The organism is Pseudomonas syringae group sp. 243L2 (genome assembly GCF_032587875.1).
Lineage (GTDB): Bacteria > Pseudomonadota > Gammaproteobacteria > Pseudomonadales > Pseudomonadaceae > Aquipseudomonas > Aquipseudomonas amygdali.
On sequence record NZ_JAWHPL010000022.1, the window covers coordinates 140,072 to 159,485 of the forward strand.

Genomic DNA, 19,414 nt, shown 5'->3' on the forward strand with positions numbered 1-19,414 from the left:
ATTTGTCATAAGCTAAGGAGTAGTTGAAGCAATGGATTTTTCCTCTTTGTTTACGGCGCAAAATAGACGTCTATTCAAGCTCACAATGGCTCTCTCGGGTGGGCAGGAGCTTCTGCTTGAGTCATTTGTAGGACAAGAGGGGCTTTCAAGCGATTTCGGCTTTCAGCTAGACCTGATTTCTGATGATCCAGGCGTCAAGCTGAAGTCTGCCATCGGGCAGCCTGCGACAGTCGAGATCGAGCTCGCCACCGGAGGCAGTCGCTACATCAACGGCCATGTCTTTGGCTTCGGTGCCAATGGTAGCGACGGCGGCATGTCAAAATACTCGGCGTACATTGGCTCCTGGCTAGGTTTTCTTGAGCAGCGTTTCGATTCGCAAATCTATCAGGATCAAACGGTCGAGCAGGTGCTTACCAAGGTTTTCAGCCACTATGAAGGGCTTGCGAAATACGAATTTCGTGTCAACCGGGTCCTCAAACCGCACAGCTACATTACCCAATATAGAGAAAGTGACAGTCACTTCATCAGACGGTTGCTTGAGCATGAGGGATTGTTTTTCTATTTTGAGCACACCGCTGACAGCCATAAGCTCGTTATCATGGACGACTCGACCGTCCTGACGCCTCTGCCTGAGCAGCCACAAATACGCTTTCATACAGCATCTGTGACTGAAACCGCTGACTCGATCACAAGCTGGACCTCTGCTCGCGAGTTTCAGCCCAGCAAGATCTCAGTGCAAACCTTTGACTATCGGCAGCCGAATAACCGTATTCCCGTCACCATGAACAGCCTCAATCAGCAAGGAGACGTGCCGTCTTTCGAGCTGTACGACTACATGGGTCAGTACACCCATGGCACGCCAGCGGATGGTGAGATGTTGGTGCGCAATCGTATCGAAGCCCTGGAGCTTAAAGGCAAGACTTTCGTTGGCCTTAGTAATTGTCGTGCCCTGAGACCTGGCCACACTTTCGAGCTAACCCAGCATTACGAACACGACGCAGGCTCTGCTGAAGACCGCCAATTTCTTGTAATGAGCATTGAGCATCGAGGTAGCAATAATTACACCTCGGATAGCCAAGCCGGTTACGCCAATAAATTTTACAGCGTACGCAAAAAAATCAAATTCCGCCCTCAGATGGATCTGCTCAAGCCAGGCATTTCCGGCCCCCAAACCGCCATCGTCGTCGGCCCGCCCGGCGAAGAAATCTACACCGACGAAATGGGCCGGGTAAAAGTGCAGTTCCACTGGGACCGCTACGGCAAGTTTGACGACAAAAGCTCCTGCTGGGTCCGCGTCGCTCAATCCGGTGCAAGTGGCGGTTTTGGTAGCATCCAGATCCCGCGCGTCGGTGACGAGGTGGTGGTCGTTTTCCTTGATGGCAACCCCGACCGTCCGCTCGTCATGGGCAGTCTGTACAACAGCCAGAATACGCCGCCGTGGTCGTTGCCTGCCAACAAGACCCAAAGCGGTTTCCTGACGCGTTCGGCCAAGGGTGATGGCGGTACAGCCAACTTCTTCCGCTTCGAAGACAAGGCCGGTGCCGAACAGGTGATTGTGCATGCCGAGCGCAACATGGACACCGAGATCGAGCTGGATGAAAAGCACGAGGTGGGCAATAACCGCAAGGTGACTGTTGGCGGTACGAATACGGAGATCATCCAGAAAGATACTGTGACGAACGTGCAGCAGGGATCGTTTACGCTAAAGGTCGACAACCAGTTCATTCAGGTGGATGCCAAGCAGTACATCCTTCTCAAAGTGGGCGACAGCAGCATCTCGATCACTCCGGATGGCATCCAGATAAAAGGCAAGGTGATCAATGTTCTTGGCGAGAGCACCTTCGTCAAAGGTGACCGAGTCGATATCAACAAGTGAGAACGCAGGGCATGGAACGAACAAGTCTTTACGACCGTATTTCCGCAAAACGTATTGCGGATGAGGAGGCAGCACGCAAGGCGGCGCTGGAAGCTCCGGTCGTTGAAGCTGTCCCCGAGCCTGAGCCAGAACCGATCACGCCATTGCAGGACGTGCCCAGCAGTTTCAATTTTGGTGGCTTTAATCTGGCCTTTCCTGAGGGCGCCCTGTTTCGTGATGTCCAGGTTACGCTTGAGTACAAAGGCGAGCCGCTCATGTTGTCTGTCAAACGCAGAGACGTAATGCAGGGTGAGGCACTGGAAGCACTTTTCGAAAGCTCGGTGCAGACCTTTCGTGAGCGCGACCCTCAACTCCGTATTATTCGTCGGCGGGACTGCACCCTGGTGGGCTGCACTGCGAAAGCGCTGGATTTCCACTTCAAAGAGGGCAGCGCAGAACAACACGCACGTCTGGTAGGTGCGCTTGTTCCCCTTGCCGGAAAGGATGTGCTGCAGTGGTTGGAAATTTCTTGCCTGATCGATCCGACCAAACCGGACCTCAGCCTCTGGCTGGCGGATTTCGATAGCATGCTGGGCGGTCTCGCCGCACAGTGATTGTTTCTTTTTTGATTTCAGGAATTCTTATCACATGGACTACGAGTTGCACGAAGGCAGTATCAAGCTGCCAGAGGGATTTCAGGACCGCACAGTGAACATGTTCGTGATGGGCTCGACGCTGCCTGCCCCGCTGAGCATTACGGTCTCCAGAGACACTCTGCTACCTTCCGAGCACCTGAAAACCTATGTTGATCGCCAGGTCAAAATGCTTTCGTCCAAGCTACGCGGTTACACGCTGCTGAACAGAAAAGCAGTTTCGCTATCGACCGTGGCCCCTCTCGAAGGTATTCAGATCGACGCGTATTACATGACCGAAGGGCGTCCTTACTATCAACGTCAGGCGGCTTTTCTGATCGAGCCTGAGCGCGCGATCGTATTCTCGACGACGTCCCAGACGGACTTCAGTGTCGAGCAGACCCAGGATTGGGAAAACTTGTTGGCCAGTTTCCAGCCTCGCGTGTCTGATACCTCTCCAGCCAACGGTAGCGAACAGGAGTAACGCTCATGTTCGAGGCCGCGCGCTTTGGTGACGAAATATCGCATACCGGCGCCCTGGGGGGCTTCCTGATCGGGGCTGTGCTCGGTATTGCGCTCATTGCGACGGTAGCGATCGCAACCTTCACGTGCGGGTTCGGCGTGGCTCTTCTGGCAGGACTTGCAGCAGGCGTCGGAGGTAGCCTGCTCACCGCCGCAGGAGAGGCCATAGGGAGTATGTTTTCCTCCCCCTCCGGTACGATTCTCACGGCCTCGCCCAATGTGTACATCAACAACCGCAAGGCGGCGCATGTTGAAAAAAGTATCGGTGCCTGCGAGAAGCATCCGGGGCCGATCAGGATTGCCGAAGGCTCGACCAACGTCTTCATCAACAGCGTGGCGGCGGCGCGCAAGGGCGACAAACTCACCTGCGGCGCGACCATCTCCAGCGGCTCCAACAACGTGTTCATCGGCGGCGGCAGATACCGTTACCTGCCGGTAGACGATGAAATTCCTGGCTGGCTGCGCACCACCGTCGATGTGCTGATGGCGGTGGCCGGCGCGGCGGGCGGTATTGCCCAGCTGATCAAAGCCGGTACGCAGGCGGGCATGAAAGCCGTGCTGCCCTGCGCATTGAAATTCACCGCAGGCTTTGTGGGCGGCGAAGTCGCCAGCCGCTATGTGGTCGAACCGGTCGTGCGCAGTGCCATCGGCGGCCTGAGCGGCAACCCGGTCGACACCACGACTGGCCGCAAGCTGATCCCGGATGAAATCGACTTCAGCCTGCCCGGCCTGATGCCCATCGAATGGTCGCGTTTTTACGCCAGCAATCTGAATGTCGACAGCGTGCTCGGCAAAGGCTGGGTGCTGCCGTGGGAGCAAAGCCTGCGCAAGCGCGGCAGCTTCCTCTACCTTACGGATAACCAGGGCCGCACCGTTCCGTTCGTGGACATAGCGCCCGGCCAGCGCATCTACAACCCTCACGAACAGGTCTATCTGGTCTGCACACAAGGCGGTCACTACCTGCTGCAGACGCTGGACAACATCTTCTTCTACTTCGGCGAAGTGCCTGACGACAACAAGCCGGTCCCGCTGGATCGTATCGAAAACGCACTCGGCCAGTTCCTGCATTTCACCCGCACCGAACAAGGCACGCTGACCGACATCAGCGCGACGGGCGGGATCCGCGTGCACCTGCATTACGACGAAGTGACGACACGCCTGACCTCGGTCAAGCGCATCGTCGACAATGAGGCTGTCGAAACCCTGGTCCAATACCACTACGACAGCAACGGTCAGCTCGCAGAAGTGTTCAACCGCAACGGTGATTCCGTGCGCCGCTTCAGCTACACCGACGGCGTCATGACCCGCCACAGCAACGCACTGGGCCTGACCTGCGAGTACCGCTGGGAAACCATCGACGGCCAGCCACGTGTCGTAGAACACCAGACCAGCGACGGCGAGCATTTCCTCTTCCGCTACGACCGCGAGGCCCGTACTACGTGGGTCACCGATGTATTGGGACGCGAGCTGGAGATTCACTACAACAAGGACCACCGCGTCACCTCGAGCCGCGACTACAGCGGCGATCACTACGTCATCGAGATCGACGACACCGGCAACATGACCGGGCTGACCCTGCCCGATGGCAACCAGCTGGCGTTCGAGTACGACGAGTTCGCCCGGTTGCTCAAGGAGACCGATCCGCTGGGCCGCAGTATTCGCTACCAATACCACCACCTGACGACGCTGATCACTCAGGTCGATTACCCGGATGGCAGTACCTGGAAAGCCCGCTACGACGCCAAAGGCAATCTCGTCGCCGAGATCGATGCGCTGGGCCACAAGACCGAATACCTCAACGGCGAGGACGGCTTGCCGCACACCATCGTCGACCCGACGCTCAAGTCCAAATACCTGTGGTGGAACAACCTGGCGCAAGTACAGCGCTTTCAGGACTGCTCGGGCAAAAGCACGCATTACCGCTATGACGAGCGCCACCACCTGGTGGCCGTCACCGATGCCCTGAACAACACCACCACGCTGGAACGCAAGCCCGACGGCGAAGTGCTGCGCATCAACCACCCGGATGGCACCAGCGAGACCTTTACCTACAACGAACTGGGCCAGGTCCTGACCCACACCGATGGCAAAGGCCAGACCACCCAGCTGCTGCGCAACGGTCGTGGCTTGCCCAAATGGCGACAGGATGCCAAAGGGCAGACCATCACCTACGAATACGACAAAGCCATTCGCCTCGTCGCCCTGACCAACGAAAACGATGCGACCTACCGCTTTGCCTACGACGACGCAGACCGTCTGATCGAAGAAAAGCGCATCGACAACCTCACCCGTCGTTTCAGCTACAACCTCGGCGGACACCTGACACAGGTCGAGGAAATCGGCTACGGCGAGAAAGGCGAACAGCCACGGCGCAGCACACATCTGGAGCGCGACCCGATAGGCCGTTTGCTGGCCAAACTCAACGACGACGCGCGTCAGGACTACACCTATGACGACGGCGACCGACTGCTGTCAATCGAGCGCAAACCGACGGACACCGGCAGAAAACTGGGCGTCACCGCCGAGAAACTGGAATTTGCTTACGACCCGCTGGGGCGACTGACCACAGAGACCACGCCGCAAGGCGTACTGGCCTACGACTACGATCCACTCAGCAACCTGACCACGCTGACCCTTCCGACAGGCCAGCATCTGAACCACCTGTATTACGGCAGCGGTCACCTGCACCAGTTGAATCTGGATGGCCAACTGATCAGCGACATGGAGCGCGACGACCTGCACCGCGAGGTCTACCGCACCCAGGGCAAACTCACCAGTTGCTTCGGCTACGACAGCATGGGCCGCAAGGCCTGGCAGTACGCCACAACTCTGCCCGCGGAAAAGCTATCGCAGATCCAGAACCCGCTCATAAAGCCGGAGCGTTACGTCGAACACGCCTACAACCCGATTCACCGCCGCTACGAATACGACCCGGCTGGCGAATTGAGCCGCACCCTCGACAAGCTGCGCGGCGAAACCCAGTACGAATACGAAGCCAACGGCCAGTTGCTGGCGCGCAACACCGGCCGAGTGGTCGACGGCGAAGAATTCCGCTACGACGCCGCCGCCAATCGCCTGAACTTCAACACGAGTCGTTTCGACCACGTCAAAGACAACCGCCTAAAACAATGGGCGAACCACGAATACAAATACGACGCCTGGGGCAACCTGATCGAAAAAGTCGTCGGCATCGTGCGCTGGCAGACCTTCACCTACGACTGCGAAAACCGCCTGGTCAAAACCGAGACCATGGCCGACACGCAGGTGGAAAGCACCAGCAGCTACCAATACGACAGCCTGGGCCGAAGAGTCGCCAAACAGTCCGAGATCAAAGGCCACACCGACCACAAACGCTTCCTCTGGCAAGGCTTGCGCATGCTGCGTGAGGAAAGTCCGGGCCAGAGCAGCCTGTACCTCTACGAGCCCGGCAGCTATGCGCCGCTGGCCCGTGTGGACGAGAAAGAAGGCGAAGTCGAGAACAAGGTCTACTACTTCCACACCGACCAGATCGGTACACCGCTGGAAATGACCGACGCCGAAGGGCAGATCGTCTGGCAGGCCAAATACCGGGCGTGGGGCGCGGTGGAAAAGCTGGTGGTGAACGAGGTTGAGCAGAACCTGCGGTTTCAGGGGCAGTATTTTGATGTCGAGACGGGACTGCACTACAACACGTTTCGGTATTATGACCCGGAGATTGGGCGGTTTATTACGCAGGATCCGATTGGGTTGTTGGGTGGGGAAAATCTTTATGAGTATGCGCCTAATACAATCAATTGGATTGACCCGTGGGGACTGAGCTGTAGAACTGATTATGTGGGCCGTACCCCAGGGAAAAATAGCAAAACGGGAAGAACCGTTATTGAGAATATGCGGAAGGAAGGAAAAATACGTGGTGAAGGCGCCCGTATGAGATTTAAGAGCAAAGACGAAAAATGGTACCCCATTAAAGAAGCCGACATGGCCCATAAAACCGACGCAGTAACATACTGGAATACCAAGGGGGGGTATTTTGGAGCTAAATCGCCGGAAGTAAGGCAGTGGATGCGGGATCCTAAAAATTATGAGCTGGAGCACTTCTCGACCAATAGATCCGCAGGTGCCAAATTAGGGCAGATTTATAGACCTCCCGAAAGTATGATTGGGCCACACGAAAATTTTAGCTATTGAGGATTTTATGGAAGATTTGAGCGATTCGAATAGTGAGCTTTCACAAAAAATTGTAGACTTGACGGAGTCTGGCAATAAATTTGAAATCGAAAACGATAGTGATAAAGCACTTGAAAACTATCATCAAGCATGGGCCTTGTTGCCTGCGCCTCCCGAAAGATGGGATCTTGCCAATTGGATTTCTAGTTGCATTTCTAATTTACTCTTCGACTCCGGAAATTATGCGGAAGCAAAAAAATGGGCAATTATTGCAATTAAAACCAAACCACCACGAGAAACAAGCAGCCTTATTGATTTTGCAAAAATATGCTATGAACTTGGCGAAAAAGAGCTCGCAATTGAGTACTTTGACAAAGCTTTTAAACTCGGAAAGAAAAGAGCCTTTGAAGGCTTTGACAATAAGTACTTGAATTTTTATCTCGAGAATATAAAGGTATGAATCATGCTAGAGCTTGATGATGAGCTTTACGAAAAAATCTCCGAAATGAGTGACATAGGAAATTCACTTATGGATGACGGGGAATACCCGAGAGCATTAAATATCTTTGAGAAAGCTCTCAGTCTATTGCCTTCGCCTCGCAGCACTTGGGAGGCTTACACTTGGTTAAAAGCGGGTACAGCTGACGCTTTGTTTAACATGAAAGATTATGAACGTGCAATTGAAGAACTCTATGACGGTATGAACGGGCCTGATGGTGCATCAAACCCCTTCATTATGTTGCGTTTAGGACAGTCTCTCTACGAACTGAGCAAGCCTGAAGGCATAGATTTCTTATGCAAGGCTTATATGGTAGAGGGTGAAGAGATTTTTTCAGAAGAGGATGAAAAATATCTAAAGCTTGTAAAAAATCACTTGACACCAAATAAAGCTGACTCCCCTACCCCCAATTAAAAGCAGTAGCCACCGAGAAATTTATTTGTAATAGCTTATTAGTTCTTTAAAAATCAAGTTAATGGAAGGGGCTACTAGTATTGCGTTAGCCTACTTTCGAATTCATTAATGCAAGCTACAAATCCAAATACCTGTGGTGGAACAGCCTCGCTCAGGTTGAGCACTTTCAGGACTGTTCAGGCAAAGATACTTATTACCGCTATGACGATCGCGGTCATCTGATCGCCGTCACCGATGCCCTGAACAACACCACCACGCTGGAACGCAAACCCGACGGCGAAGTGCTGCGCATCAACCATCCCGATGGCAGCGTTGAGTCCTTCACCTACAACGCGCTCGGCCAGGTGCTTTCGCACACCGACGGCAAAGGCCAGATAACGCGGTTGTCCCGCAACGCCCGTGGCCTGCCAACCCGACGCGAGGACGCCAAGGGCAAAGCCGTTGCCTACCAGTACGACAAGGCCATTCGCCTAACGGCACTGGTCAACGAAAACAACGCCACCTACAACTTCGTATACGACAACGCAGACCGTCTGATCGAAGAAAAGCGCATCGACAACCTGACCCGCCGTTTCAGCTACAACCTCGGCGGACACCTGACACAGGTCGAGGAAATCGGCTACGGCGAGAAAGGCGAACAGCCACGGCGCAACACCCATCTGGAGCGCGACCCGATAGGCCGTTTGCTGGCCAAACTCAACGACGACGCGCGCCAGGACTACGCCTACGACGACGGCGACCGACTGCTGTCAATCGAGCGCAAGCCGACGGATACCGGCAGAAAACTCGGCGTCACCGCCGAAAAACTGGAATTTGCCTACGACCTGCTGGGCCGCCTCGTCAAAGAGACCACACCCCAAGGCGCGCAGGCCTACGAGTACGATCCACTCAGCAACCTGACCACTCTAACCCTGCCCACCGGTCAACACCTGAACCACCTGTACTACGGCAGCGGTCACCTGCACCAGTTGAATCTGGATGGCCAGCTGATCAGCGACATGGAGCGCGACGACCTGCATCGCGAGGTCTACCGCACCCAGGGCAAACTCACGAGCTGCTTCGGCTACGACAGCATGGTCCGCAAGGCCTGGCAGTACGCCACAACCCTGCCTGCAGAAAAACTGTCGCAGATCCAGAACCCGCTCATAAAGCCCGAGCGCTACGTCGAACACGCCTACAACCCGATTCACCGCCGCTACGAATACGACCCGGCCGGCGAACTGAGCCGCACCCTCGACAAGCTTCGCGGCGAAACCCAGTACGAATACGAAGCCAACGGCCAGTTGCTGGCGCGCAACACCGGCCGCGTGGTCGACGGCGAAGAATTCCGCTACGACGCCGCCGCCAACCGCCTCAACTTCAACACCAGCCGCTTCGACCACGTCAAAGACAACCGCCTAAAACAGTGGGCGAACCACGAATACAAATACGACGCCTGGGGCAACCTGATCGAAAAAGTTGTCGGCATCGTGCGCTGGCAGACCTTCACCTACGACTGCGAAAACCGCCTGGTCAAAACCGAAACCATGGCCGACACGCAGGTGGAAAGCACCAGTAGCTATCAGTAAGACAGCCTTGGCCGACGCGCTGCCAAACAATCAGAGATCAAAGGCCAGACCGATCACAAACGCTTCCTCTGGCAAGGCCTGCGCATGCTGCGCGAAGAAAGTCCCGGCCAGAGTAGCCTGTACCTTTACGAGCCCGGCAGCTATGCGCCGCTGGCCCGTGTGGACGAGAAAGAAGGCGAAGTCGAGAAGAAGGTCTACTACTTCCACACCGACCAGATCGGCACACCGCTGGAAATGACCGATGCCGAAGGGCAGATCGTCTGGCAGGCGAAGTACCGGGCCTGGGGTGCGGTTAAGAAGATGGTGGTGAACGAGGTTGAGCAGAACCTGCGGTTTCAGGGGCAGTATTTTGATGTCGAGACGGGACTGCACTACAACACGTTTAGGTATTATGACCCGGAGATTGGGCGGTTTATTACGCAGGATCCGATTGGGTTGGAAGGTGGGTTTAATTTATATCAGTATGCGCCCAGTCCTATCGGTTGGATTGATCCGTTAGGGCTGACTGGATTTTTTACACCCTCCACTTTCACCGCACCATCCGGCAGCACGCATACAGTTTACCAGCAAGTTATAGACTGGGACCTACCTGTCAATACAAGGGAAGGCGTCAAGACCAACTTGGATCTCGCATCTGAGGGGAGAAGTCCGTTTGTTGTAAAAAACGGTAGCTACTCTCAGCTTAATCTCCATCACTCTAAGCACGATGGACTAGGTTCTCTCTTCGAATTATCTGTCGATACACATAAAAGATTTGGTAACACTAACGCGCTGCATCCTCACCTACCTGCACAGCATCCGATCAACCCCGTCAATAGAGACCTATTCAACGGTGATCGCGGCGCTTACTGGGAGGGGCGTGCACAAACCGAAATTAATAGAAGAGCCGGGAGCCCTAAGCTTTCGGGAAACTGCGGATGAAAGTCATGATATCGAAAAAACTGGTAGATTTTTTTAAGCAACAAGGTTGGTGGTATGAAGATGCAAGCGCAGATTATGAAGTAGAGCTCAAGAAGCTGGATGTTGACTTATCGTCTGATTTCGCTCAGTTCTACTTACACGTAGAAGACGGTCCAACATTCATGCAGCACGGAAAGGAAATATATCAGGTATGCTGGTTCTCCAAAAATACTAATTTTGATCTAGATTTGAAGAGCACACATGAAACATTGCAGCTCCCGCAGGAGTATATTCCGCTAGATAGCTTCGAAGGCGAAAGTGGCTATTTCTATAATAGAGACACTGGCGAGGTACTTAGCGTATCTTTGGGAGATGAACTCCTGGATTTCAAACAAGGAAAATTGAGACCTCAGTGGGCAAATTTTAACGCTTTTTTGGAATATTATTTCGAACAGGCTTGACGATTTAATGATTAAGACCGCACCAGATAAAATTCTTTGCAATGTTGGCTTAGTTTCGAATCACTCATATTAAATTGGCTGCAGAGGGTGTTGAAAAAATAGAGCAGGCAATTTTATTTTTACAGGGCATCTGGCTTTTGCTGCTAGCCTCTGCTCTAATAAGAGCAAGTTTCATTGAGACTACAAAAAATATAATTAGTCCAAGTGAAGCTTGTAAGAAAGCTTGTTGGTAGTATTTTGTAATGACGGCTTTTTAGAGGCTTTGCACTTTCACGATGAGATAGCCGTAGCGCCACAGTAGTGATCTTTAAAAATTTGACTGAGATGGGGCAACTTCAATACCGTCCTAGCCTTGTACCAAGGTGATAAAACTTTGCCATGAAAGCGACTTGGATGGCCTTATTAACATCAAATTTGCGGCGAGCACCTCGTCAATGTCGAATTGCTCGTGTAACGAATTCGATCACCTGTTCACCGTCACCGATGCCCTGAACAACACCATGCTGGAACGCAAACCCGACGGCGAAGTGCTGCGCATCAACCACCCGGACGGCACCCACGAGACCTTTACCTACAACGAACTGGGCCAGGTCCTGACCCACACCGACGGCAAAGGCCAGACTACCTAACTGCTGCGCAATGGCCGTGGCCTGCCCAAATGGCAACAGGATGCCAAAGGGCAAACCATCACCTACGAATACGACAAGGCCATTCGCCTCGTCGCCCTGACCAACGAAAACGATGCGACCTACAACTTTACCTAGCCGGTGTAGAGCGGAAGAATCGAGTGGCATCGGCGTAGTACACCACCCGAAAACTCCATACACTCAGCACCCTGATCAGAAAAACACCAGAACACAGGATTTCCCGGAAGAAAGACGTCACCCCAATGGAACATCAGGAGCAGCACCATGAGCACAGCAGATCAGACGCGCAACACTGGCACCTACAGCGCCAAGTGGCAGGAGCGCTTCAATTTCTTCGAGACGTACGGTGCGCCGAACGACCCGCGGTTCAAGGCCGGCCTCAAATCACTTCCTGGCTTCAGGAAGAAAATGCGGATCAATTCCAACGTCATCGCGTATTTCTTTGGCCCCATTTATTTCTTCGTGCTGGGCCTGTGGAAAAAAGGCATTGCGTTGATTGGCATAATGCTCGCGACCAACGCCTTGATCCTTCTGGTATGTACGCTTTTGGGAACCGAGGTTCCTTACGCGCTGGGGGGAGGTCTGAATGTAGCCTTCTCGCTGATGTATGCCTTGACCGTCAATTATTCGTACTACCTCAAAGAAGTAAAAGGCGAGCAAGGCTGGAACCCGTTCAAGGGCATGCGTCTTTAATCCGAAAAGATAACCGATGACACCCTACCCTTGCCGAGCATGAGGGTTCGCGGTTCATCGACCCATGCCATGTTCAGCCAGCGTTATATTTGAATCAGTCATTCAGGTAATTGCCACATGGATGCGAAGCCAGGACTCCAATGACAGCGCCCTCCTCCCCCGCAGCCTTGCTGCCACTGAAAGTCATTGCGACTGGCGTAGCGGTGCCCGCAAATCGAGTGGACTCGTCTGCGCTGGACACGTTATTGAACAAGCCTGCGGGGTATGTCGAAAAGCGCTCGGGTGTACATTGCCGGTTTCACGCCACACTCGACGCCAGCCAGGCCGAACTTGCAGCGCAAGCGCTCCAGGACGCTTTGACCAGGGAGCAGATTCCGGCGAACTCGATTGATCTGCTGATCTCGGCATCAGCAGTACCCATGCAAGCATTGCCCTGCACCGCAGCACTGATTCTGAAGGCCGCCCACCTGCCGTCGGGTACTCCCGGCTTTGATATCAACAGCAGCTGCGTCGGCTTCATCACCGCGCTGCAGGTGGCCGCTGGTTTGCTCAATGCCGGGATCTATAAGCGCATTGCGATCGTGTCGGCAGATCTGGTTTCGCGCGGTATCGACTGGGATGACGAAGAAAGCTCGCTGATCCTCGGCGACGGCGCAGCCTGTGCCATTGTCGAACGCGGTAGCGGCAGCAGCGGAATTCTGAGCAGCCTCTCCGAGACTTACCCGGAAGGTAGCGAACTGTGCGAGATTCAAGCAGGCGGCACACGCCGTAATCCGCGTGCCGGCATGACTGACAAAGACTTTCTGTTCCACATGAAGGGCAAGCAGCTGTTTCGTCAGGCTGCCGCGTTGATCGAGGGCTATCTCGCACGATTACTCGAAAGCAGCGGTTTGAAGCTGGCCGATATCGCCACCGTCGTACCTCATCAAGCCAGCCATCTTTCGCTTGAGCACATGCGAAAACGTCTGGGAGTACCTTCTGAAGTGCTGATAGATATTTATCGTTATCACGGCAATCAGGTATCGGCCTCGATTCCAACAGCGCTGCATACTGCCTTTACTACCGGCCGCTTCACGCCAGGCAAGCCGGTAATGCTGATAGGTACCGCTGCAGGTTTGACACTGGCGGGCATGGTGCTGCTGCCATGAAGGTTCTGCTGACCGGCGCCACCAGTGGCCTTGGACGCAATGCAGCTGAGTGGCTGTTGAACGCTGGCCATAAGGTGCATGCAACCGGACGTGACCCAACAGTGGGAGGTCTACTGCGAAATCAGGGAGCCGAATTCACGGCAATGGATCTGACCAAGGCTACCGCGAAGGAATGCGAGCGAATGATGCTCGGCTGCGACGTCGTCTGGCACTGCGCCGCGAAGTCTTCTCCCTGGGGCAGCAAGGTCGAGTTTGATGAGGCCAACGTGGTAGCAACACAGAAGCTGGCCGAGGCAGCCGGACGTTGCGGCGTCTCGCGATTCGTGCATATTTCCACGCCCGCCATTTACTTCGACTTTCAGAATCATAAGTGTATTGACGAGCAATACCGTGCCCGACGATTCGCCAATCACTACGCCAGCAGCAAGTACCAGGCAGAACAATCCATACAGGCGATGGTGCCGCTTTATCCACAGACCACGTTTATTATCCTGCGGCCCCGAGGCTTGTTCGGCCCCCATGACCGGGTGATTCTGCCCCGGATCCTGGGCCAGATAGAACGCGACCGTGGCGTACTGCGCTTGCCCGGCGGTGGTCAGGCGGTTCTGGACCTGACGTTCGTGCTCAACGTTATTCACGCCATGGACTTGGCAAGCCACAACAGTTCTTTGTCTTCCGGAGCGGCCTACAACATCACCAATCACCAGCCTATGCGGTTAGTGGATACGTTGCATTTGTTACTGCACGATCAACTCGGCCTTCGTTATCGTGTCCAGCCCATGCCCTATAGGTTGCTTCACACACTGGCGATTGCACTTGAGTTGCTGGCCTCTGTAACGCGTAAGGAGCCCGTGCTGACCCGCTACAGTGTGGCAGCTGTGAACTTCGATATGACCCTGAGCCAGACGCGAGCCATTGAAGAGCTGGGCTACCGACCTCGGTACACGATGGAAGAAAGTATTCAGCTCACGGGGCAATGGCTCAAGTCTCAAGCGGTGAAGCGCCATGGCTAGCATCACCACTTTCGAAGTGGGTTACTGCACGCATATCGGCTGCATGGCGTTGCAAGGCGCTGGCCTGCGAGTCTGCAAATTTCCATCCAGGGCGTATCTGCTGGAGGTCGGCGATCGCCGCTGGTTATGGGATACCGGCTACGCCAACCATTTTCAGGAGCATACCCGGTCGGGGGTGTTCCGCATCTATAGCCAGGTTACCCCGGTATACCTGGATGCGGGTGAAACGCTGCTGGATCAGCTGCGTAATGCCGGTTACGCGGCCAACGACATTCAGGCGCTGATCATTTCCCACTTTCATGCCGATCACATTGCCGGCCTGCGGGACTTCAGTCATCTCGACTTTATCTGCTCGGGCGAAGGCTGGCAGAAAACCCGCTCCTTACGTGGCATCGCCGCGCTCAAGCGCGCCTTCGTACCAGGACTGATTCCCGAAGGTTTCGAAGCAGCGTTGCAGTTCGTGGAGGGCTTTGAGCAGGTGAGCCTGTCTGCACAGTTGGCCCCGTTTACACATGGCTACGAACTACCGGGCAGTGACGGGCAGATTGTTCTGGTGCCACTACCAGGTCATGCCGCCGGACACCTGGGGGCATTTATTCTCACTGACGAGGGCTGGACACTGCTGGCCAGTGATTCAGCGTGGTCGCCGCTAAGCTATCAAGAATTGCGCGGGCCTTCTGTGCTTGCCAACGTGCTGATGGACGACAGCAAGGCCTACTACCAGACGCTGAACCGTCTGAACCTTTTGTGGACGGCAGGCCATGTGGATATCCGCTTGTGTCACGAGGGAGATTTATGATCCCGGTGATGACGCTCTGGCACTACTGGCGAGCACGTCGTTTGCGTTTTTCCAGTCGCCAGGCACTGGAGCGTTTTCAGAACAGGCAACTGAAACGCTTCGCCCGACAGGTGCTGGCCAACAGTCCGTACTTTCAGCCTTACAGCGTTCTGCCGTTCAAAGAATGGCCGCTGATGGACAAGGCGCTGATGATGACGCAGTTCGACCAGATGAACACTGCGGGCCTGCAACGCGATCAGTTGCTGGTCTGCGCCCAGCGTGGCGAAGCCGAGCGGGACTTCACGCCACGCCTCGGCCGCTTCAGCGTCGGGCTGTCATCGGGCACATCAGGGCAGCGTGGCGTTTTTGTCGTCAGCCCGCAGGAGCAGCAGATCTGGGCGGGCGGGATGCTTGCCAAAATGCTGCCAGACGGTATTTTCGCGGGTGAGCGAGTGGCACTTTTTCTACGAGCGGATAGCAACCTGTACCACAGCGTGGACAATCGCTGGTTGAGCCTGGCCTTTTACGATCTGTTTTCACCATTCCTTGAGCAATTGCCTCGCCTGCAAGCGCAGGCACCGACCATCATCGTGGCACCAGCACAGGTGCTACGCGCCTTGGCGCTGGCCGTTCTGGACGGGCAGATTCAACTCGACGTTAAGAAGGTGATCTCCGTTGCCGAAGTCCTGGACGCGCAGGACCGTCAGTTATTGAACACGGTGTTCCGCGAAGTCGGCGAGGTCTATCAGGCAACCGAAGGTTTCCTGGCCGCCACATGCGCGCATGGCACGCTGCATTTGAACGAAGAGTTTGTGCATATCGAGCCCCAATGGCTGGATGAACATCGTTTTACGCCACTGATCACCGACTTCACCCGCAGCACCCAACCAATCGTGCGCTACAGGCTGGATGATGTACTGGTCAGGCAATCCGAGCCTTGCGCCTGCGGTCAGCATTCGATGGCCATTGCCCGAATCGAAGGTCGCCGCGACGATCAACTGTTGCTGCCTGATCAGCAAGGCGGGATGCAGATTATCTTTGCCGACCTGTGCAGCCGGGCAATTGCCAATGCGCTGCCATTGACCAGTGACTACCGCTTGATTCAGCTCTCGAAGACCCGATTGCAGTTGATTGCAGACTGCACGCAAGCAGAACTGGAGCATGGCGGCAGGCAACTTGTCACGTTGTTCGCGCAACAGGGCATTGCCACTGAAAAACTTGAATGGCAACTGACGGCGCAGGCCGTGATGCCGAACTTCGACCGGAAACGGCGACGTATTGTCCGGCAGGCAGAAGCATGAGCAACCCCCTACTATTCAGGTTATGGCAGATGCTGCTTGGCTGGGGCTCGGTCGGTCTGATCTATACGCTGACCGACCACCTGCAGAGCCCAGGTCAGATCATGACGCCCTCGTCGTTCGACCAAATGATCGCGTTCACGCCGCACGCCATCTGGCTGTACCTGTCGTTTTTTATTGTCGTTCCACTGGGCTACCTGATGACCCCGCTTGATCGGGTACGCTGGCTTTCCCGCGCCATGCGTCTTACTGCTGTGGGTGCAGGGACGGTCTATATGGTGTGGCCCACAACGATGGTATACCCGGTTGATGAGGGCACAACGTTAAGCTCTGCACTGCTGGCAGCACTGACTTATGTGGACTCGGCTCAGAATTGCCTTCCATCCCTGCACATGGCCCTGATGGTGCTGGCAGTCTGGGGAATCAGCGCAGCAAGGCGTACAGTACGCACCGCAGTGTTCGTGTTTTGGGTAGCCACCATTGCCTATTCGATCCTGCAATTGCGTCGCCATCTGTTCGTTGACGTTGTCAGCGGCGCTGTACTCGCGCTGGTGGCGGGATGGCTGATCGATGCACTTGCCCAACGCAGACAAATCGCACTGAAAGGTAATCTGCAATGAGCGATCTGGCCATTCCGATCATCATCATGCTGCTGGCAGTCACAGGCGAAGCGGTCATCCTGCACTGGATACAGCGCAAGCCGGTTGACTGGCATGATGTGGTGTTCAATCTGAATTCCGGGCACATCATGCTGTGGCTATTCCGTGGCCTGGAAGTAATCTGTTACGGACTTGTCGCCAAGTACTTGAGCCTTGGCCTGCTGGATACATGGCCGACACTATTGGTCTGGGCGTTCGCGTTGCTGGCCTGGGATTTCTGTTTCTACTGGCTGCACCGCCTTCATCACCACGTTGGCGTGCTCTGGGCCGTGCATGTGGTGCATCATCAGGGCGAGCACTTCAACCTGTCTCTGGGCGTGCGTAATTCGTGGTATTCGTCGCTGACGTCGATTCCGTTCTTTATTCCGCTGGCCGTGCTAGGGGTGCCACTGGATGTGTTTGTCGCAGTGTCGATCCTGCATTACTCGATGCAGTTCTTTAACCATAATGCGCTGACACCCAGGCTGGGCGTGCTGGTGAAGATTTTCGTTACTCCGACCCATCACCGCGTGCATCACGTCAAGGACAGGGCCTACTCAGACAAGAACTTCGGCGGTACTTTCATTTTCTGGGACAAGCTGTTCGGCACATTTTCCAGGCTGCCCGATGTGCCTTACACGTTTGGAATCGGAGGGCCTCGCTCTTCCGCGAACCCGTTCTGGGCCAGCAACGTACCTTTTCTGCATTACCTGCGACTGTCGATAAAATCGAACGAACCGACCCGCTCGCGCATTTCGGGTTTGAGCATTTTCAGTGGCGCGTTGCTGCTCTTCGCGCTGGTGGTGGGCTATATCTATCAATACGGCTATGGCTACAACGACATCACCTGGCCGCAGGTCGTCCTGTTCGTTTTTCTCGTGGCGGGCTCGGTGGCGCTGGGAGGAATGACCGAAGCGAGGACCTGGAGTGTTCCTGTCTGGCTGATAGTCAGCCTGGGGCTGGCGTCGCTGTTTCTGGGTTATTACGGCTGGTCGCAGTTTTACTGGCAATTACCAATGGTGGCCCTCGCCTTGCACGGCGTATGGGTGGCCCTGTCTTCTCGCGGCAAAAAAGATGTGTCAGCCGCAAATCCCGTGGAAAAACCTCATGGCTGAATCACTTGCCCCCCTGTCATTTCCTGCCGATGGCGAACAGGCATTTCATCAAGCCCTGAAAAAGGCGGCTCACGCATATCTGGCAGACGACCATCGCTATGCCAGCACTCGGCAAAAAGTAGTGGCATTACTCCTAACTGTACTGTGTGGTGGCTTTTATACCTTGAGCCTGATGCAGCACACCGCGTGGGCATTCGTGGGGTGCTATTTCATGTTTGTCCTGACAGGCATGCTGCTCAACGTCATGGTGTTTCACGACGCTACGCATAACGCTTTTTTTCGGCTGCCCTGGGCAAACCGACTGGTAGGCCGGTTAATGACTTTACCGCTAGGCATCGACCCGGATTACTGGCGAGTCAGGCATGTGCAGTTTCATCATGCCTACGCCAACGTCGAGCATTACGATCTGGACACCGAAGAGAATGGCGTCCTGCGACAATCGCCTTTCCAGAGCTGGCGCAAACACATGCGCTACCAACATATTTACTGGCCCATGGTCGCCGCATTGTCCCTGCCCTATATCTCCTGGATATTCGACTGGTCGGACCGCTTGGAGAAGACGCCGCTCAAGGCCAAAAAAATCCTGCCGGGTAACAAAGGCTGGGCCGTATTTTTAGCCAGCAAGGCATGCCACCTTCTGCTGGTACTGATAGTGCCGCTGGTGGTATTCGAGGGTAACTGGACAGTAGTGCTAATGGCATATTTGCTGAGCCAGATGCTCGCTTCTGTATGGGTGGTCTTTCTGCTGCTTGGCACACACTGGGCAGAGGCCGAGTTCTATCAACCATCCGACAACCCCTTAATGCCACACGGCTGGTATCGACATAATTTCGCGACGACCTGTGACTGGCAAACCAAGCCACGCTGGCTGCACCATGTTGTCGGCGGCCTGAACTTTCATCTGACTCATCACCTTTTCCCTGGATGGAGCCATCGCCACTATCCGGCGCTGGCAAACATCATCGCAGAGCTGGCCCCCCAATACGGTATGAGCTACCGCTGCATCGACTACCGCGAGTTGCTGAGACAGCAGCGAAAGTTTCTGCGCGGCATGGGCCAGGAACCGCACGTGACGAAAACTACATAA

15 protein-coding genes and 3 pseudogenes are annotated in these 19,414 nt (G+C 54.9%); all 18 read left to right on the forward strand.

Annotation, left to right across the window (positions count from 1 at the left end):
- The first annotated feature begins 31 nt into the window (after positions 1–31).
- The 18 genes and pseudogenes from tssI to RYB66_RS18355 all read left to right on the forward strand — a co-directional run bounded on the left by tssI (position 32) and on the right by RYB66_RS18355 (position 19,414).
- Positions 32–1,876: a type VI secretion system tip protein TssI/VgrG gene (gene tssI / locus RYB66_RS18275; RefSeq protein WP_057401788.1), complete on the forward strand. Its 1,845-nt coding sequence runs from the start codon at positions 32–34 to the stop codon at positions 1,874–1,876.
- An 11-nt stretch (positions 1,877–1,887) separates the two neighbouring features.
- Positions 1,888–2,469: a DcrB-related protein gene (locus RYB66_RS18280; protein ID WP_003420357.1), complete on the forward strand. Its 582-nt coding sequence runs from the start codon at positions 1,888–1,890 to the stop codon at positions 2,467–2,469.
- A gap of 34 nt (positions 2,470–2,503) precedes the next feature.
- Positions 2,504–2,971, forward strand: a complete 468-nt coding sequence (locus tag RYB66_RS18285; protein WP_003434883.1) for a DcrB-related protein — start codon at positions 2,504–2,506, stop codon at positions 2,969–2,971.
- Between the two features lie 5 nt (positions 2,972–2,976).
- Positions 2,977–7,176, forward strand: coding sequence for an RHS repeat-associated core domain-containing protein (locus tag RYB66_RS18290; RefSeq protein WP_122351188.1), 4,200 nt, complete (start codon positions 2,977–2,979; stop codon positions 7,174–7,176).
- A 7-nt stretch (positions 7,177–7,183) separates the two neighbouring features.
- Complete coding sequence (locus tag RYB66_RS18295; RefSeq protein ID WP_057403971.1) at positions 7,184–7,615, forward strand: tetratricopeptide repeat protein; 432 nt, start codon at positions 7,184–7,186, stop codon at positions 7,613–7,615.
- Between the two features lie 3 nt (positions 7,616–7,618).
- Positions 7,619–8,068: a tetratricopeptide repeat protein gene (locus tag RYB66_RS18300; RefSeq protein WP_316895076.1), complete on the forward strand. Its 450-nt coding sequence runs from the start codon at positions 7,619–7,621 to the stop codon at positions 8,066–8,068.
- Between the two features lie 104 nt (positions 8,069–8,172).
- A pseudogene (locus RYB66_RS18305) lies at positions 8,173–10,140 on the forward strand (RHS repeat-associated core domain-containing protein); the annotation flags it as partial.
- Positions 10,141–10,263: 123 nt separating this feature from the next.
- Positions 10,264–10,557: pseudogene (locus tag RYB66_RS26680) on the forward strand (HNH/ENDO VII family nuclease); the annotation flags it as partial.
- Positions 10,554–10,997: a hypothetical protein gene (locus tag RYB66_RS18310; RefSeq protein WP_081024992.1), complete on the forward strand. Its 444-nt coding sequence runs from the start codon at positions 10,554–10,556 to the stop codon at positions 10,995–10,997. The pseudogene RYB66_RS26680 and the gene RYB66_RS18310, both read left to right, overlap by 4 nt.
- Before the next feature lie 452 nt (positions 10,998–11,449).
- A pseudogene (locus RYB66_RS18315) lies at positions 11,450–11,755 on the forward strand (RHS repeat protein); the annotation flags it as partial.
- A gap of 153 nt (positions 11,756–11,908) precedes the next feature.
- Complete coding sequence (locus RYB66_RS18320) at positions 11,909–12,337, forward strand: DUF2628 domain-containing protein (protein WP_057404869.1); 429 nt, start codon at positions 11,909–11,911, stop codon at positions 12,335–12,337.
- Positions 12,338–12,477: 140 nt separating this feature from the next.
- The gene (locus RYB66_RS18325) at positions 12,478–13,485 is read left to right on the forward strand and encodes a 3-oxoacyl-[acyl-carrier-protein] synthase III C-terminal domain-containing protein (RefSeq protein WP_316895080.1); all 1,008 of its coding nucleotides are present in this window, start codon (positions 12,478–12,480) and stop codon (positions 13,483–13,485) included.
- Positions 13,482–14,498 carry an NAD-dependent epimerase/dehydratase family protein gene (locus tag RYB66_RS18330; protein ID WP_316895082.1) on the forward strand — a complete coding sequence of 339 codons (1,017 nt, stop codon included), beginning with the start codon at positions 13,482–13,484 and terminating at the stop codon, positions 14,496–14,498. The genes RYB66_RS18325 and RYB66_RS18330 overlap by 4 nt, the downstream gene beginning before the upstream one ends.
- Entirely contained in the window at positions 14,491–15,297 is an 807-nt protein-coding gene (locus RYB66_RS18335) for an MBL fold metallo-hydrolase (protein WP_057401974.1), read from the forward strand. The genes RYB66_RS18330 and RYB66_RS18335 overlap by 8 nt, the downstream gene beginning before the upstream one ends.
- A complete protein-coding gene (locus RYB66_RS18340) occupies positions 15,294–16,577 on the forward strand; it encodes a F390 synthetase-related protein (protein ID WP_316895085.1) in 1,284 nt (427 codons plus the stop codon). Before RYB66_RS18335 ends, RYB66_RS18340 begins: the two co-directional genes overlap by 4 nt.
- Positions 16,574–17,194: a phosphatase PAP2 family protein gene (locus RYB66_RS18345; RefSeq protein ID WP_057401976.1), complete on the forward strand. Its 621-nt coding sequence runs from the start codon at positions 16,574–16,576 to the stop codon at positions 17,192–17,194. Before RYB66_RS18340 ends, RYB66_RS18345 begins: the two co-directional genes overlap by 4 nt.
- Positions 17,191–18,327, forward strand: a complete 1,137-nt coding sequence (locus RYB66_RS18350; protein WP_316895087.1) for a sterol desaturase family protein — start codon at positions 17,191–17,193, stop codon at positions 18,325–18,327. Before RYB66_RS18345 ends, RYB66_RS18350 begins: the two co-directional genes overlap by 4 nt.
- Entirely contained in the window at positions 18,320–19,414 is a 1,095-nt protein-coding gene (locus tag RYB66_RS18355) for an acyl-CoA desaturase (protein ID WP_316895089.1), read from the forward strand. Before RYB66_RS18350 ends, RYB66_RS18355 begins: the two co-directional genes overlap by 8 nt.

Coding starts and splice junctions, on each gene's coding strand:
- tssI (WP_057401788.1), top strand. CDS start 32: ATGGATTTTTCCTCTTTGTTTACGGCGCAAAATAGACGTCTATTCAAG.
- RYB66_RS18280 (WP_003420357.1), top strand. CDS start 1,888: ATGGAACGAACAAGTCTTTACGACCGTATTTCCGCAAAACGTATTGCG.
- RYB66_RS18285 (WP_003434883.1), top strand. CDS start 2,504: ATGGACTACGAGTTGCACGAAGGCAGTATCAAGCTGCCAGAGGGATTT.
- RYB66_RS18290 (WP_122351188.1), top strand. CDS start 2,977: ATGTTCGAGGCCGCGCGCTTTGGTGACGAAATATCGCATACCGGCGCC.
- RYB66_RS18295 (WP_057403971.1), top strand. CDS start 7,184: ATGGAAGATTTGAGCGATTCGAATAGTGAGCTTTCACAAAAAATTGTA.
- RYB66_RS18300 (WP_316895076.1), top strand. CDS start 7,619: ATGCTAGAGCTTGATGATGAGCTTTACGAAAAAATCTCCGAAATGAGT.
- RYB66_RS18310 (WP_081024992.1), top strand. CDS start 10,554: ATGAAAGTCATGATATCGAAAAAACTGGTAGATTTTTTTAAGCAACAA.
- RYB66_RS18320 (WP_057404869.1), top strand. CDS start 11,909: ATGAGCACAGCAGATCAGACGCGCAACACTGGCACCTACAGCGCCAAG.
- RYB66_RS18325 (WP_316895080.1), top strand. CDS start 12,478: ATGACAGCGCCCTCCTCCCCCGCAGCCTTGCTGCCACTGAAAGTCATT.
- RYB66_RS18330 (WP_316895082.1), top strand. CDS start 13,482: ATGAAGGTTCTGCTGACCGGCGCCACCAGTGGCCTTGGACGCAATGCA.
- RYB66_RS18335 (WP_057401974.1), top strand. CDS start 14,491: ATGGCTAGCATCACCACTTTCGAAGTGGGTTACTGCACGCATATCGGC.
- RYB66_RS18340 (WP_316895085.1), top strand. CDS start 15,294: ATGATCCCGGTGATGACGCTCTGGCACTACTGGCGAGCACGTCGTTTG.
- RYB66_RS18345 (WP_057401976.1), top strand. CDS start 16,574: ATGAGCAACCCCCTACTATTCAGGTTATGGCAGATGCTGCTTGGCTGG.
- RYB66_RS18350 (WP_316895087.1), top strand. CDS start 17,191: ATGAGCGATCTGGCCATTCCGATCATCATCATGCTGCTGGCAGTCACA.
- RYB66_RS18355 (WP_316895089.1), top strand. CDS start 18,320: ATGGCTGAATCACTTGCCCCCCTGTCATTTCCTGCCGATGGCGAACAG.